The sequence below is a fragment of the Azospirillum brasilense genome, from assembly GCF_008365405.1.
GTDB classification, from domain to species: Bacteria; Pseudomonadota; Alphaproteobacteria; order Azospirillales; family Azospirillaceae; genus Azospirillum; species Azospirillum brasilense_D.
On the sequence record NZ_QOKV01000011.1, the window covers coordinates 62,452 to 77,366 of the forward strand.

General features: G+C 70.7%; 13 protein-coding genes. 5 read left to right on the plus strand and 8 right to left on the minus strand.

Annotated features, from left to right (window positions below; translation table 11 throughout):
* Window positions 1-18 precede the first annotated feature (18 nt).
* Genes DS837_RS17630 through DS837_RS17650 form a run of 5 tightly spaced genes read left to right on the plus strand, consistent with a single transcriptional unit; the run spans window position 19 to window position 3,973 of the window.
* Entirely contained in the window at window positions 19-570 is a 552-nt protein-coding gene (locus DS837_RS17630; protein ID WP_149165954.1) for a DUF6162 family protein, read from the plus strand.
* The gene (locus DS837_RS17635; protein ID WP_149165955.1) at window positions 567-1,487 is read left to right on the plus strand and encodes a metal ABC transporter solute-binding protein, Zn/Mn family; all 921 of its coding nucleotides are present in this window, start codon (window positions 567-569) and stop codon (window positions 1,485-1,487) included. Before DS837_RS17630 ends, DS837_RS17635 begins: the two co-directional genes overlap by 4 nt.
* Window positions 1,484-2,212 carry a metal ABC transporter ATP-binding protein gene (locus tag DS837_RS17640; RefSeq protein ID WP_149165956.1) on the plus strand — a complete coding sequence of 243 codons (729 nt, stop codon included), beginning with the start codon at window positions 1,484-1,486 and terminating at the stop codon, window positions 2,210-2,212. The genes DS837_RS17635 and DS837_RS17640 overlap by 4 nt, the downstream gene beginning before the upstream one ends.
* A 10-nt stretch (window positions 2,213-2,222) precedes the next feature.
* A complete protein-coding gene (locus DS837_RS17645; protein ID WP_149165957.1) occupies window positions 2,223-3,113 on the plus strand; it encodes a metal ABC transporter permease in 891 nt (296 codons plus the stop codon).
* On the plus strand, window positions 3,110-3,973 hold the full coding sequence (locus DS837_RS17650) for a metal ABC transporter solute-binding protein, Zn/Mn family (RefSeq protein ID WP_149165958.1): 864 nt from the start codon (window positions 3,110-3,112) through the stop codon (window positions 3,971-3,973). Before DS837_RS17645 ends, DS837_RS17650 begins: the two co-directional genes overlap by 4 nt.
* Window positions 3,974-4,026: 53 nt before the next feature.
* Here the strand turns inward: DS837_RS17650 and DS837_RS17655 are convergent, their stop codons facing one another.
* The 8 genes from DS837_RS17655 to DS837_RS17690 all read right to left on the minus strand — a co-directional run bounded on the left by DS837_RS17655 (window position 4,027) and on the right by DS837_RS17690 (window position 14,890).
* A complete protein-coding gene (locus DS837_RS17655; protein WP_149165959.1) occupies window positions 4,027-5,964 on the minus strand; it encodes a MacB family efflux pump subunit in 1,938 nt (645 codons plus the stop codon).
* Entirely contained in the window at window positions 5,961-7,196 is a 1,236-nt protein-coding gene (locus DS837_RS17660; protein WP_247889997.1) for an efflux RND transporter periplasmic adaptor subunit, read from the minus strand. The genes DS837_RS17655 and DS837_RS17660 overlap by 4 nt, the downstream gene beginning before the upstream one ends.
* Window positions 7,196-9,532, minus strand: a complete 2,337-nt coding sequence (locus DS837_RS17665) for a TonB-dependent siderophore receptor (protein ID WP_247889998.1) — start codon at window positions 9,530-9,532, stop codon at window positions 7,196-7,198. Before DS837_RS17665 ends, DS837_RS17660 begins: the two co-directional genes overlap by 1 nt.
* 285 nt (window positions 9,533-9,817) lie before the next feature.
* A complete protein-coding gene (locus DS837_RS17670; RefSeq protein ID WP_170295894.1) occupies window positions 9,818-10,789 on the minus strand; it encodes a FecR family protein in 972 nt (323 codons plus the stop codon).
* On the minus strand, window positions 10,765-11,271 hold the full coding sequence (locus tag DS837_RS17675; protein ID WP_149165963.1) for a sigma-70 family RNA polymerase sigma factor: 507 nt from the start codon (window positions 11,269-11,271) through the stop codon (window positions 10,765-10,767). Before DS837_RS17675 ends, DS837_RS17670 begins: the two co-directional genes overlap by 25 nt.
* Before the next feature lie 200 nt (window positions 11,272-11,471).
* Window positions 11,472-12,419, minus strand: a complete 948-nt coding sequence (locus DS837_RS17680) for a glycosyl hydrolase family 18 protein (protein WP_149165964.1) — start codon at window positions 12,417-12,419, stop codon at window positions 11,472-11,474.
* Between the two features lie 38 nt (window positions 12,420-12,457).
* Window positions 12,458-14,032: an exopolysaccharide biosynthesis polyprenyl glycosylphosphotransferase gene (locus tag DS837_RS17685; protein WP_149165965.1), complete on the minus strand. Its 1,575-nt coding sequence runs from the start codon at window positions 14,030-14,032 to the stop codon at window positions 12,458-12,460.
* A 9-nt stretch (window positions 14,033-14,041) separates the two neighbouring features.
* Entirely contained in the window at window positions 14,042-14,890 is an 849-nt protein-coding gene (locus DS837_RS17690; RefSeq protein WP_247889999.1) for a class I SAM-dependent methyltransferase, read from the minus strand.
* Between the last annotated feature and the right edge of the window lie 25 nt (window positions 14,891-14,915).

Here is a 14,915-nt window from a genome sequence, read left to right on the forward strand (position 1 = left end):
CTCAGCGAAGCCGGAACCATGCATCACCAGATCGTCCGCCGCGCCGGGGCCGAGCGCGAAACCCTGTGGGTCCTGCTGGCCGCCGGCGCCATTCTCGCGTCCGCCACCCTGGCGGTCGGGCTGCGTGCCGCTCCGGACGCGGATGCTCCGCTGGCCGCCCACCTCATCGAATCCCGCACCGGCCTGACCGCCGCCGAGCAGGGCCTCTACGCCGACCTGAAGGCGGCGGGGGAGGAGATCGCCACCCTGCGGGAGGCGGAGGGCCGGGCGCCGACGCCGGAGGAGCTGGCCGCCGAGGCCCTGCCGCCCTTCGCCGCCGACCCCAGCGCCGCGGCGCGCGGCGGGCACGCCTGGAGTCTCGCCGGGACCGGCGATGGCATCGCCTACGCCGGCGTCTCCGCCGCGCCGGAGCTGGCCGGGTCCCTGGTCCTGCGGCTGGACGGCCATGGCGCCGAGATCTGGCTGAAGCGCGCCGCCGAAGCCCCGCCCGCCCCGCCGGAGGACGCGGCGCTGACCGCCGCCGGCTGGAAGCGGATCGTCTCCACCTTCACCGCCGGGGTGACCCGATGAGCATCCTCCCAAACCGCCGCCTGATCTTGGCCGGTGCTCTGGCCGCCGCGGCCATGCCCACACGCGCCTTGGCGGCTCCCGCCGGGCGCCGCCGCTTCGGAGTCACCCTGCACCCCTACTATTCCTACGTCGCCAACATCGTCGGCGACGCGGCCGAGGTGGTGCCGATCATCCCCGCCGGCTTCAACCCGCACGCCTACGAGCCGCGCCCGGAGGACATCCAGCGCATCGGCGGGCTGGACGCCATCGTGTTGAACGGCATCGGGCACGACGATTTCGCCGGGCGGATGATCGCCGCTTCGGCGAAGCCGTCGCTGCCGGTGGTCGAAGCCAACGCCGACGTGCCGCTTCTGCCCGCCGCCGGAACGGCGGCGCGGGCGGCGGGGAAGGTGGTCAACCCGCACAGCTTCCTGTCGATCACCAATTCGGTTCTCCAGGTCTCGACCATCGCGCGCGAACTGGGGCGGCTCGACCCGGACAACGCCGCCGCCTACGCTGCCAACGCCCGTGCCTATTCCCGCCGCCTGCGCCAGCTGCGGGCCGACGCGCTGGCGAAGCTGGCGACGGCGGGCACCGCCAGCCTGCGCGTCGCCACCATCCACGGCGCCTACGATTACCTGTTGCGGGAGTTCGGGCTGGAGGTCTCCGCCGTCGTCGAGCCCGCCCACGGCATCGAGCCGAGCCCGGCCCAACTCGCCGAGACCATCGCGACGATGCGCAAGCTCGACGTGCAGGTGATCTTCTCGGAGCTGAACTTCCCCAGCGCTTATGTCGAGACGATCCGGCGCGAGACCGGCATCCGGCTCTACGCCTTCTCCCACATCTCGCACGGCGACTACGCGCCGGACCTGTTCGAGCGGGAGATGGCCCGGAACCTCGACACGCTGGTGCTGGCGATGGCGGAGGCGGCACCGTGACGGGTCCCGCCATCCTGTTCGATGCGGTGGGCCTGACGCTGGGGCGCACGGTGATCCTGGACGGCGTGTCCCTGCGCGTCGCGGCGGGCACCGTGCACGCGCTGGTCGGCCCCAACGGCGGCGGCAAGTCGTCGCTGGTCCGCGCCCTGCTGGGGCAGGCACTGCACCGCGGGACCATCCGGCTCGACTGGCCGGGCGACGGGCCGGGCACGGTCGCCTATGTGCCGCAATCGGTCGAGTTCGACCGCGGCCTGCCGCTGACGGTGGAGGATTTCCTAGCCGTGCTCTGCCAGCGCCGCCCCGCCTTCCTCGGGCCGGACCGCCGCATCGATTACGGCGCAGCGCTGGACCGCGTCGGCATGGCCGGCAAGGCCCGCCGCCGCTTCGGCGCCCTGTCGGGGGGCGAGCGGCAGCGGGTCCTGCTCGCCCAGGCGCTGATCCCGGCGCCGGACCTGATCGTTCTGGACGAGCCGATGACCGCGCTCGACGAGGCCGGGATCGCCATCTTCGAAACGCTGCTGGACGAACTTTCCGCCGCCGGGACCACCGTCCTGTGGGTCGAGCATGATCTGGCCCAGGTGCGCCGGCTGGCGACGCGGGTGACCGGCCTGAACCGGCGCGTGCTGTTCGACGGCCCGCCGCTGGAGATGCTGTCGCCGGAGCGGGTGTTCGACCTGTTCTCCGCCGTTCCCCGCCGCGCGGCGGCCGAGAGGATCGCGTCATGAGGATCGCGTCATGAGCTTCGAGGCGTTGCGCGCCCTGGTCCAGGGCTGGGCCGGGGCCGGGCTGCTGCCCGCCGGGCTGACCCACGGCTTTCTCGTCAACGCGCTGCTGTCCGGGCTGGTCATCGGCCCGGTGCTGGGCGGGCTCGGCACGCTGGTGGTGACCAAACGGCTGGCCTTCTTTTCCGAGGCGGTCGGCCACGCCGCGCTGACCGGCGTCGCCATCGGCATCCTGGTGGGGGAGCCCTACACCGGCCCCTACGCCAGCCTGTTCGGCTATTGCCTGCTGTTCGCTCTGCTGGTCAACTACACGCGCAACCGCAGCAACCTGACTTCCGACACGCTGATCGGCGTCTTCCTGTCGGTGTCGCTTGCGCTCGGCGCCAGCCTGCTGCTGATCCTGGCCAGCCGGGTCAACATCCACATCCTGGAGAATGTGCTGTTCGGCTCGGTCCTCACGGTGGACGACCGCGACCTGACCGTGCTGCTGGCGGTGGCCCTCGGGGTGACCGCGCTGATGCTGCCGCTGTTCAACCGGCTGCTGCTCGCCAGCTTCAACCCGGCGCTGGCGCGGGTGCGCGGCGTCCCGGTGAAGGGGCTGGACTATCTGTTCATCGTGCTGGTGACGGTGGTCACCGTCGCGTCGGTCAAGATCATCGGCGCGATCCTGGTGGGGGCGCTGCTGGTCATTCCCGCCGCCGCGGCGCGGGTCGTCGCCTCGTCGCTGCGCGGTTTCTTCCTGCTGTCGGTCGCCTTCGCCAGCGTGGCGGCGGTGGCCGGAATCCTGCTGCCCGTGCAACTCGCCCTGCCGGTACCGTCGGGCGGCGCCATCATCCTGGCGGCGGGGCTGCTGTTTTTGGGCGCGCTGCTGGCGCGCTTGTTCATGAAGGGGGAAGAGGGATGAATCGCGTCACGCTCGCGGCGCTCCTGCTGCTGTCCACGGCGGCGGGTGCCTCCGCCGAGACGGTGCTCGCCGGGCATCCGGTCACCGCCGGGCTGGCCCAGGCGCTGACGAAGGGCACGTCGGTGGTGGTGGAGGCGGTGGTTCCGCCGGCCATCCCCATGGGGCGCCAGCACGCCTTCCTGAGCGGGCGCGGCGAAGCCAGGCTGGCGGAAGCCGCCCGCAAGGCCGACGCGGTGCTGACCCTGCGCTCCGCCTGGGCCGAGGACCCGCTCTACCCGCTGGCGCGGCGGGCCAACATCCGCCTCGTCGAGATCGACGCCGCCCGCCCGGTGGACGGCGCCCTCCCAGGGATCGCTGTCAACGGAGGCGCGGCCTTCCCCTGGCTGGGCATCGCCAACGCCGGGCGGATGGCCGACATCCTGGCCGCCGACCTGCGGCGCCTCTACCCCGCTTCCAAGGACGCCATCGATGCAAATCTCGCCGCGCTGAAGCGCGCGCTGCTGACGGTGTCGTCCCAATCGGCGCAGGCCTTCGCCGCTCTGCCGGACCCGTCGGCGGCGGCGCTGTCCGACCGCTTCGCCACGCTGGCCGCCGACCTCGGGCTCGACCTGCGCCGGGTCTGGACCCGCGACGACCGCGACTGGACGCCCGAGCGTCTGGCCGAGCTGACCGCCACCCTGAAGGCCGAGGCGATCCCCGTGGTGCTGCACCATCGTCCGCCGGCACCGGAGATTGTCCAGGCTGTGACGGACGGCGGCGCCCGGCTGATCGTGATGGACAGTTTGGAGAGCGGACCGCCGGCGGCGATGGACACGGCGCTGGGGCGGATGGCGGAGCAGGTCGAGGCGGGGCTGCGGTGAGGGAGGCATTGCCCCCTCTCTGAACTCATTGCCCCCTCCCCGACACCCCTCGATCACTCGCTCGCCAGCGCCGCCACCGGGTCGAGCCGCGCCGCGCGGCGGGCGGGGATCAGGCCGAAGACCATGCCGGTCAGCACGGCGGAGACCACCGCCCCGGCGATCGCGGTCGCGGTGAAGACCACCGGCATCGCCAGCAGCCCGATCACCGCGCCGCCGGCCAGCCCCAGCGCCACCCCGGCCAAACCGCCCAGCCCGGCCACCAGCGCCGCCTCCATGAGGAACTGCCGCTCGATGTCGGCGGCGCGGGCGCCGACGGCCATGCGGATGCCGATCTCGCGGGTCCGCTCGGTCACGCTGACCAGCATGATGTTCATTACCCCGATGCCGCCGACCAGCAGCGTGATGACCGCGGCGCAGCCGAGCAGCAGCGTCATGGTGTCCTGGGTCTCCGCCGCCGCCTGGATGCGCGCGGTCCCGTCGTGGATCTGGAAATCCTCCTGGCCGTGACGCCCGGCGATCAGGGCCTGGATGGCGTCGCGGGTCTGCGCGATCCGCCCCACGTCGTGCACCGAGACGAGGATCAACTCCAGGTCCGGCTTGCCGATCAGCCGTTGCACGCCGGTGGACAGCGGCACGAACACCCAGTCGTCGGTGCTCTGGTTGCCGGTCAGGTCGCCCTTCTGCGCCATCACGCCGGTGACCAAGAAGGGAATGTTGTTGACCAGCACATGCTTGCCCAGCGGCGACTCCCCGCGCGGGAACAGCCGTTCGGCGACGCGGTGGCCGAGAACCGCCACCGCCGCCCCGGCCCGCTCGTCGGCGCGGGTGAAGAAGGCCCCCCGGGCGACCGGCCAGCGGTGGGTCAGCGGCAGCGACGCCGAGGTCGCCAGCCCTTCGGTGCGGTGGTCGATGTTGCCGTGGCGGACCATCACCGGCGTGGCGAGGAAGGGCATCACGCTTTCGACGTTGGGCAAGTCCAGGATGGCCTCGCCGTCGGCCTCGGTCAGCGGCGTGGCCGGCAGGCGGGGATCGCCGCTGCCCGCCACCACATAGACCAGATTGACCCCCAGCGCGCCGACCCGCGCCATCACCGCCTGCTTGGCGCCCTCGCCGATGGCGAGCAGGGCAATCACGGACGCCACGCCGATGACGATGCCGAGCAGGGTCAGCGCCGTGCGGAAGCCGTTGGCCCCCAGCGACCGCAGCGCTGCCGACAGGGCTTCCCTGGCGTCGGTCCACAGGGAGGCGCCGGCGGCCACGCGCTCCGCCGGGGCGGGGGAGGGGGCTGCCGGCGACGGGGCCGGGCGGCCGCTGTCGGCGACGATGCGACCGTCGCGCATTTCGATCACCCGGCCGGCGGCCTCCGCCACCTTGCGGTCGTGGGTGATGAGGATCACCGTGCGCCCGGCGGCGGACAGCTCGCGCAGCAGCGCCACCACCTCCGCCCCGCTGGCGCTGTCCAAAGCACCGGTCGGCTCGTCGGCCAGGATCACCGGGGCGTCGTTCATCAGCGCCCGCGCGATCGACACGCGCTGTTGCTGACCGCCCGAAAGCTGGTTGGGGCGGTGATGGCGCCGCTCCTCCAGCCCCAGGCGGCCGAGCAACGCGACGGCGCGGCCTTCGCGCAGCGCGGCGGGCAGGCCCGCGTAGCGGCCCGGCATCTCGACATTCTCCTGCGCCGTCGTGCCGGGGATCAGATGGTAGTGCTGGAAGACGAAGCCGAAGCCGTCCCGCCGCAGCGCCGCCCGCTCGTCGCCTTCCAGCGCCGTCACGTCGCGCCCGTCGACGCGGTAGCGCCCGGAGGTCGGGCGGTCCAGCCCGCCGAGGATGTTCATCAGCGTCGATTTGCCGGAGCCGGAGCTGCCGACGATGGCGACGAACTCCCCTGCCTCGACGGTCAGGGAGACGCCGCGCAGCACCTCGACCGCCAGGCCGCCGCCGCTGATGTAGGTCTTGCGGATGTCCTCCAGGACGAGAAGCGGGCCGCTCACAGCCGGAACCCGATCTTGGGTGGGCGGCCGTCGTCGGTTTTCCAGCCCACCACGATCCGCTCGCCTTCGGCCAGCCCCTCCAGGATCTGGGCGTTGAAGCGGTCGCGCACCCCGACGCGGACCTCGCGCGTCTCGATGGCGCCGCCGCTGCCGATCAGCGTCACGCGGTGCCATTCCGCCGCCGTGTCGGCCGGGTTCAGGGTGGCCGAGGTCAGGGCGGCGACCGGCACCGTGACGGCGTCCTTCGCCGCGGCGGCCACGAAGAAGACCTGGGCGGTCATGTCCGGGCGCAGCTCCCCCCGGTCGTTGGCGATCTCAAACAGCGCGGTGTAGAGCACGACGCTGTTGGCCGCTCCGCCGCCGCCGGACGCGGACGAGCCGCCGTTCCCCGAGGCGGGCGGCTTCGGCGGGGCGGGCAGGATCTCGTGCAGGCGCGCGGTCCAGCGCCGTCCGGGATGGCCGAGCGTGGTGAAGTAGAGCGGCATGCCGTCCCTCAGCCGGGTCACGTCGGCCTCCGACACCTGGGTCCACACGGTCATCGCCGACAGGTCGGCGATCCGCATCAGGACCGGCGCCTCGTAGGCGGAGTTGATGGTCTGGCCCTGGCGGGCGTCCACCGCGATCAGCGTGCCGCTCATCGGCGCGTAGATGCGGGTGTAGCCGAGCTGCGCCTCGTCGGCCTGGAGGGTCGAGTCCGTCTGGCGGATCTGCGCCTGGGTGGCCTCGACCTGGGCGGCGGCGATGCGCGCCTCCATGCGGGCCTGATCGAAGGCCTCGCCGCGCCCCGACCCGCTGCGCCGCAGCGCCGCCTGACGGGCAAGCTGGGCCTCGGCAAAGTCGGCGCGCGCCCGCTGCTCGGCCAGCAGGGCGGTCAGGCGGGCGCGCTCGGCCCGCCCGGCCTCGACCTTGGCCTGTTGCAGGGCGGGGTCGATCTCGGCCAGCAGATCGCCCTCGCGGACCATCTGCCCGACCGCCACGTGCAGCCGGGTCAACTGGCCGGACACCTGGGCGCCAACATCGACGTAGGCGCGCGGCTGGATCTTGCCGAGCGCCGTCACCGTGTCCTCGACCGTGCCGCGGCCGACGACCGCCACCTCCGCCGAGGCGGCGGGATCGGCCGGGCGCAGCAGGGCGGCGGAGGCCAATCCGGCCAGCACCACCGCGGCGGCGATGAAGCCGCGATGGCGGCGCCGTCCGGTGCCCGGCGCGCCCGCCGCCCGCCGCGCCGTCATCACCAACTCGCCCGCAGGGACAGCAGGACGTTGCGCGGCTGGCCATAATAGCCGTTGGTCTGGATGCTGCTCAGGTACTTCTCGTCGAACAGGTTGTTGAGGTTCAGCGTGGCCGCCACCTTCTCGGTGATCTGATAGCGCGTCATCAGATCGACCACCGCGTAGCCGTCCCGGTCATACCGCCGGGCACCCGTCCCGTTGTGGATGTCGCCTTCCCACTTGATGTTGCCGCCCACCGTCACGCGGTCCCAGGCGCCCGGCAGCCGGTAGGTGGTAAACAGCTTGAACGTGTCCTGCGGCACGTAGGTCATCATCCGCTGGCCGTTGGCGTTCTTGACCGTGGTGTGGCTGTAGCCGCCGCCGACCTGCCAGCCGGCCATCACCTCGCCGGCCACTTCCAGCTCGAAGCCCTTGCTTTCCGCACCCTTGACCGCCCGGTAGGCCTGCCCGCCGTCCGGGGTGAAGCGGCCGGAATCGACCTCGCCCAGATTGTCCTGCTGGATCAGGAACACGGCGGCGCTGGCGTTCAGCAGGCCGCCGAAGAACTCGGCCTTGACGCCCGCCTCGTAGGCGTTGCCGTCCAGGGGATCGAGGGTCTGGCCGCTGACATCCTTGTAGTCCTGCGGCTTGAAGATGCTGGTGTAGCTGGCGTAGACCGACCAGATGTCGGTCACGTCGTAGACGATGCCGGCGTAGGGCGTGAACACCCCATTCTCCGACCGCTTCTTGACGGTCGCCACGCCCGTGTTCGGATGGCTTTTCTCGTCCTGCGACCAGCGGCTGATGCGGCCGCCCAGGATGAACGACAGGGCGTCGGTCGGGCGCAGCCGGGTCGCGGCGTAGGCGGCCATCTGCCGTTCGTCCGTCTGCGACCAGCCGGTCGGGTTGAGCGTCGGCTGGGCGATGTTGCCGTTCCAGGTGAAGTAGTTGGGGATCGAGTAGTCGTAGCCGGTGATGTACCAGAGCGGGTAGTCGAGTCCCTTGCGCTTGGCGTAGTAGCCGCCGACACCGGCCATCAGCTCGTGCTGCCGTCCGAACAGTTCGAAGGGTCCGCTGACGTCGGCGTTGACCGAGGTCTGCTCCAGATCCGAGTTCCAGCGGCCCGGCCAGATCCCCATGCCGGACCCGTCCCGGTTCAGGTTGCCGCGCACCGCGTAGCCGAGCAGGCCGTCATACTCGCGGTTGTTGCGCTCCACGTTCAGCGTCGCCGTCCAGCCGTTCCCGAAGCGGTGCTTCAGGTCGCTGAAGACGGTGAGGTTGTCGTGCATGAAATACGCCCAGTTGGCGCCGCTGTTGTAGGAGCGGGGGAAGTTGGTCTTCGTCCCGTCCGCATAGAACAGCGGAAAGCCGGCGCGGGAGGCGTCGTCGGACCGGTGCTTCTGGTACTCGATGCCGACGCTCCAGGTCGTGTCCTCGGTGACGTCGGCCTCCAGGATGCCGTAGAGCACCTTCTTGCGCTCGTGCAGGCGGTCGATGAAGCTGTCGTTGTCCTGATAGGCGCCGACGACGCGCCCGCGCAGGCGGCCGTTCTCGACCAGCGGACCCGACAGGTCGGCCTCGCCGCGGTAGCGGTTCCAGGAGCCGATCTGCCCCTCGGCGTAGCCCTGGAGGACCGGGGTCGGGCGCTTGCGGACCATATTGACCGCGGCGGAGGGATCGCCGACTCCGTTCAGCAGGCCGGTCGCCCCGCGCACCACCTCGACGCGGTCGAACACCGCCATGTCGGAGATGGAATCGTCGAAGCCGTAGACGGTCGAACGCGGAATGCCGTCCACCTGGAAATTCTTGACCGCGAACCCGCGCGAGTAGATTTCGGTGCCGTCGCTGCCCAGCGCGCCGGCCTGCAACCGCGCCACGCCGACCGTCTGGTCGAGGACGTCGCGGATCTCGTTCAGCCCCTGGTCGTCCATGCGCTGGCGGGTCATCACGCTGACCGACTGCGGCGTCTCGCGCGGCGTCAGGGTCAGCTTGGTGGCGCTGTCGGTCGAGCCGGTGGTGTAGGAACCGGTGCCCTCGCTGCGGCCCGGATCGCCGGGGATACCGCCCTGGACGGTCACCGGGTCGAGCACCGTGGCACTGCCCGCATGGGCCGGCAGTTTCTCCAGCGTCACCGTGTCGGCGTCGACGAAGCGCGCGATCAGGCCCGTGCCGGCCAGCAGGCGGATCAGCGCGTCCTGTGGCGCCAGAGTGCCCGTCACCCCCGGCGAGGAGACGCCCTGCGCGATGTCGGAGGGGTAGAGCACCTGAAGGCCGGTGGCCTGCCCATAGGCGGCGAGCACGCCCGGCAACGGTCCGGCGGCGATGGCGAAGGAGACGGTCCGGCCCTGCTGGGCCACCTGAACGGGTGTTTCCCCGGTCGTTGCGGGCGCCGCCATTGCGCCGTGAAGCGCAGTCGATGCCAGCAGCATGCCCAACAGAGCCGGAGTCCAGCCACCCCGTACCGCTTTCCCGCGCACGTCTTTCCCCTGCGCCGTCTGCCCCCGCAGCCGGCGCCCCCCGCTATCGATCATCACCAAGACCCCGTCGTTTTGCGAATGAGTTGCATTTTCGTGTATGCAAGTCACGACGATGCCCGGTGTGAACGACCTCACCTCGATTTGGAAAAATTCGATATGAACCGGCTAGACGGAACGGATGATGACCAAGCCGGGAACGGGGCGCAGCGTGCGCAAGGGGAGCGTGCGGAGAATGGCGTTCAGGGCTGCGTCCGGCCGGCTGATGTCCACGCTGCCGTCGAAGCGCAATCCGGCGAGCGGCCGGTCCCACAGCACGATGCGGGCGGGGTGGTAGCGGTTGAGGTCCGCAATCACCGCGTCGAGCGGCTGTCCCTGGAAGACCAGTCGGCCGTGCCGCCATGCGTTCTCCACCGCCACACCCTGGCTCAGCAGCGGGCCGGGACCGTCGGGGCCGTAGGACCGGCTTTGTCCGGCGGCGATGGGAAGGGGAGCTTCAGACCCGGTGGTCAGGCTGGCCGATCCGGTCTCCACCGCCACCACGACGGAGTCCAGGCAGCGATGCACCACGAAGCTGGCGTCGGCCGTGGCGACGCGCCCGTTGGCGCAGGTCACGACGAAGGGGCGTTGCGGGTCGGGAGCGGTGACGAAATGCGCCCGCCCCTCGGTCAAACGGACGCGCCGTTCTTTGGCGGAGAACTCGACCGAGAGCGCGCTGTCGGCGTCCAAGGTGAGGACCGAGCCATCGTCCAGCGCCACCGTCCGCCGCTCGCCAATTCCGGTCTTCAGATCGCCCGGCCAGCCGGTCAGGACGACCGCTCCGCCCAGCGCCGCGGCGCAGACCGCCGCCCCGCCAGCGGCGCCGAACGCCAGGAAACGGCGCCGCGTCGGCGCGGCACGGCGATTCCCGCGGGGGTCGGCCACCCGGTCCAGATCGCCCCACAGCCCGGCCAGCCGGTCGTATTCACGGCGGTGGGCCGGGTCCCGCGCCAGCCAGGCGTGAAAGGCCCGGCGGTCCGCCGCGTCGGCGTCGCCGGATTCCAGACGCACGAACCACGCCAGGGCCGCGTCCCGCGGGTCGTGCGGTAAATCCGGTTGGTCGCGCTCGCGCTCCATCAGAGCGCCAGCCGGTCGCGGCAATGGGCCAGGGCCTTCATGACATGCTTCTCCACCATGCTGCGCGAGATGCCGAGGCGCGCGGCGATGTCGGCATGGCTCAGCCCATCGAATTTGTGAAGCAGAAACACCTCGCGGCAGCGCGGCGGCAGTTCGTCCAGCGCCCGGCTCAGCCGTTCCAGCCGCTGCTTGTGCTCCAGCGTCGCCTCGGCGTCCGGCTCGTCCAGCGGAAGGTCGAGCCCCAGTTCCGCCGGGGCGAAGCGCCGCCCCCGGCGGGTCTCAGCACGCATCCGGTCGAGCGCGATGTTGTCGGCCATGCGGTACAGGTAGGAGCGTGGGTTGTCGATCTCCGGCAGGGCGGTCAGGCTGCGCAGCCGCAGATAGGTGTCCTGCACGACGTCCTCGGCGAGGCACAGCGACCCCAGGCGCCGGGCCAGATGGCGGGTCATCTCTTCATAATGGTCGAGCAGCAGACCCAGCAGGGAAGACCGGTCTCTTTCAGCCATGACGTGGACGACACCCGTTCCCAAAACCTCGCAGCCCACTCCTAAGCACGAATGCGAATCATTCGCAATCGATAGATCGGCCTGGGAAAATATCTTTGACGAAGGCAGGTGAGGGGATAGGGCACGGCGATCGTCTGAAAGTCAGGAGGCGTCATGCCTGTGCGAAAGCAACCGGCATCGGTCTTTTCCGCTTGGGACCTTCAACGAAGCGCCTCGACGCAGCCGTCGAGGCCCAACCCGCGGCACAGCGCCTGGGACAGCAGGCGGCCGTCCGGATTGTCCGGACCGACCGCGCCGGGCGGACGCCCCAGCAGCGGGTAGAGCATCATGCCGCCCTGCGGGTCCTGCGCGACGTCCCGTGCGAGCCGCTCCGCCAGCGGCACCGTGTAGGTCGGCCCGCCGAGTTGGCTCGGCGGCACCTGGACGCCGAGGGCGAGCGGCCCCTTCCAGACCTGCCGGTAAGCCTGATAGGCCTGCCAGGGATCGAAGGTGGGGCCGCCCTCATAGGCCATGATGGACACGAGGTCGATCGCCGCGGCCTGCGGGGAGCGCAGCAGGTTGAGCATCGACCCGGTGTGGGGGCCACGCGGCGGAGCGTCCCGGAATGCACCCTCGCCATAGGCCCCGATGCTCCAGCCCGGTACGGTCAGCAGCAGGGGGCGCGGGAAGGCGGCGCGGAAACGCGTGACCAGATCCTGCCACGCCGCGTCGGACAGGCAGCGAACCCGCCCCGGTGGCCGGACCGAACAACCCGGCATCTCCGGCTCATAATCCAGATCGATCCCGTCGACGCCCAGATCCCGGACCAGCCGCACCAGGGCGTCGAGGTTCAGCGCGTCCCAATTCGCGTAATTGGCCCCGCCGACGGCGAGCAGCACACGGGTGCCCGGCTGGCGCTGCTTCAGAAGCGTGATGGCATCCCTCAGCACCATGCCGGAAAAGCCGTACTGCAGGCCGGTCCCCTTGAGGTCGAGGCGGCCGGGATAGGCGGCGTCCGGCCGGGCGAAGGACAGGGCGACCAGATTCATGTAGCCGGGGAGCGTCGCCAGCGTCGTGGCGGCCGGGCCGGTGGCCGGGCGCTCGTACCAGCTGTCGTGGTAGACGAGCAGCGGGCGCGCCGGCAACCCGTCGGATTTCGCCTTGGCCATGCCACCCGCCAACAGCCCGACGGCGAGGGCCAGAAGGCCTAGAACACGTCGCGCCCGAACAGGCCGGTGGTCACGGTGCTGATGATGATCTTCGCATCGAGCCATAGCGACCAGTTCTCGATGTAGTGAATGTCCATGTCAACCCCGACGCGCGCCTTCTCGACCGTGTGGATGCCGCCGCGCATGCCGTTGATCTGGGCCCAGCCGGTGATCCCCGGCTTGACGCGGCTGCGCGCCGCGTATTCGCGCGCCACCTCGGCGTAGCGTTGGTTGCCGACCCGCATGTTCGGAACATGGGCGCGCGGGCCGACCACCGACATCTCGCCGGTCAGCACGTTGAAGAGCTGGGGCAGCTCGTCGATGCTCGTCCGGCGGAGGAAGCGGCCGACGCGGGTGATCCGCGGGTTGTCGCGGCTGGTGCCGATGGCGCCGTCGTCGCTGTCGTCCACTTTCATCGTGCGGAACTTCAGCATCGTGAAGGGGCGGTTGTTGAAGCCCACGCGGGTCTGCCGGAAGATGATCGGCCCCGGCGAGTCCAGGCGGACCGCGATGGCCGCGGCCAGCATGAAGGGCGAGGCGACGAGCAGACCGAGGCCCGCGACGACGACGTCCTCGATCCGCTTCACGATGATCTGCATGCCGCGCAGCGGCTGCCGCATCACCAGCAAAGCCGGGATGTCGCCGATGTGTCGAAGGTTGGCGAGCCGCAGCCGGATGCTCTCCTCGTCCAGCGGAATCAGGATGTCGAGGGAGATCATCTGAAGCTGCATGCGCAGGCTGTGGATGCGCATCGCCGCCCGCCAGGGCAGCGCGATGACGACCATGTCCACACGGTTGTCCGGCAGGAAGCGCTTGAAGTCCGTCAGGTCGCCGGACACCGGCAAGCCGGCCAGGGACGCCGGCCGGCGATCGCTGTCGCGGTCGTCGAACAAGCCGAGGATGCTGTAGTTCGCCCGGTGCTCCGGCCGGTCCAAATGCTCGATCATCCGCCCCGCCACGTCGGTGGCGCCCAGGATGACGACCCGGCGGCGCAGCACCCCGCGCTCCTCCAGAAGGCGCACCCCCCGGGCCGCCAGGATGCGGCCAGCCCCGAGACAGGCGAGCGCCGTCCCGCCCCACAGGGCGAGCATGTCCGACGGGCCGACCTCCGGCAGGAAGGCCCAGACGAGCAGGGAGAGGACGGTTCCGGCCGGCAGCAGGCCGCCGACCACGTCCAGCAGCGACTTCCCCCAGTGCCGGTAGTTTTCGACACGGTAGGCACCGATGGTGGTCATGCTGCGCAGATAGACGCCGAGCGTGACGGCCGTGAAGATGACCGCCTGGATGAGCAGGCGGCCGTCGTCGAAGGACACGCCGTCCGTCCGGGCGGTCCAGACGGCCCAGGCGGCAAGCCCGGCGAGGGCCAGCAGGACCCCGTCGGCCCCCTTCACCAGCCGGTTGACGAGCCCATGCGTCCAGTGAAGCCAGCCATCCCGTGCCCCGGCGAAATCGCCGGGGGATGGCCCGACCTCCGGCTCGGCGTCTGGCACGGCGGCCGGCGGCGGCAACGCGGCAGGGTCCGGAACGGCGTTTCGCTCTTCAGCCGGAAAACGGACCTGCACGTCGTCGCGCATGGTGGTCTCTTACCCCTGCACGAAGCGGCGGATGATCGGCTTCAACGCCTGCCCCAGCGGATGGGAGCGAAGCCGGCGGGTCAGGCCGGTCTGCCGGATGAACTGCATCGGCGTCCGCGGCGTGCGGAACACGGTGACGGGCTGGCCGAACAGTTCGGTGTCCCGGACAAAATGGCGCGCCGGCACCGCGCCGACCACCATGGCGCGGTAGCGTTCGGCCCAGTCCGGGCGGGCCAGAAGCAGCTTGTTGTCGCCGATGGCGAAGGGGGCGAGGGCTCCCGGCCGGTCGGCCATGAAGCGGCACATGCCCTCGGACACCGCGGGGAATTCCGGGTTGAAGTAGTCGTCGAGGACGATCACGCCGCCGTCGCCCAGGCTGTCGTCAGCGATACCCAGATCATGGCGCGTGACGTCGGCGGTGTGGCCGCCATCGATGCTGAACAGGCGGACCGCGGGACCCAGCCGGTCGGCGAGGCCGCTCCAGGACAGAGCCAGGGAGTTGCCCTTGACCACCTCGACCGACGCCGGTTCGATCCCGAAGCGGACGAGGTTGCCGCGAAAGGCCGTCTCGTCGCCTTGCCCCGACTGGTCGACGTTGAATTGCTGGTCGTCGAACAGATCGATGGCGAAGGCCCGCTCATCCGCTTTGCGCACAAGCGCCAGCAGGATGAACAGCCGTCCGTGATGGACGCCGATCTCGCCGAGGCTCCCCGTCACGCCCTCGGCGGTCTGCCAGACACCGACGGTGGCGATCAGGCGGGCATCCAGGCGCGACAGCCAGCCGTCCACACGGCGATGACCGTGCTGGACATAGCGGTGCAGCGGCGACGAAAATGCTATTGATGGTTGAGGTGACATGACGACCTCTTACTAACACACTATT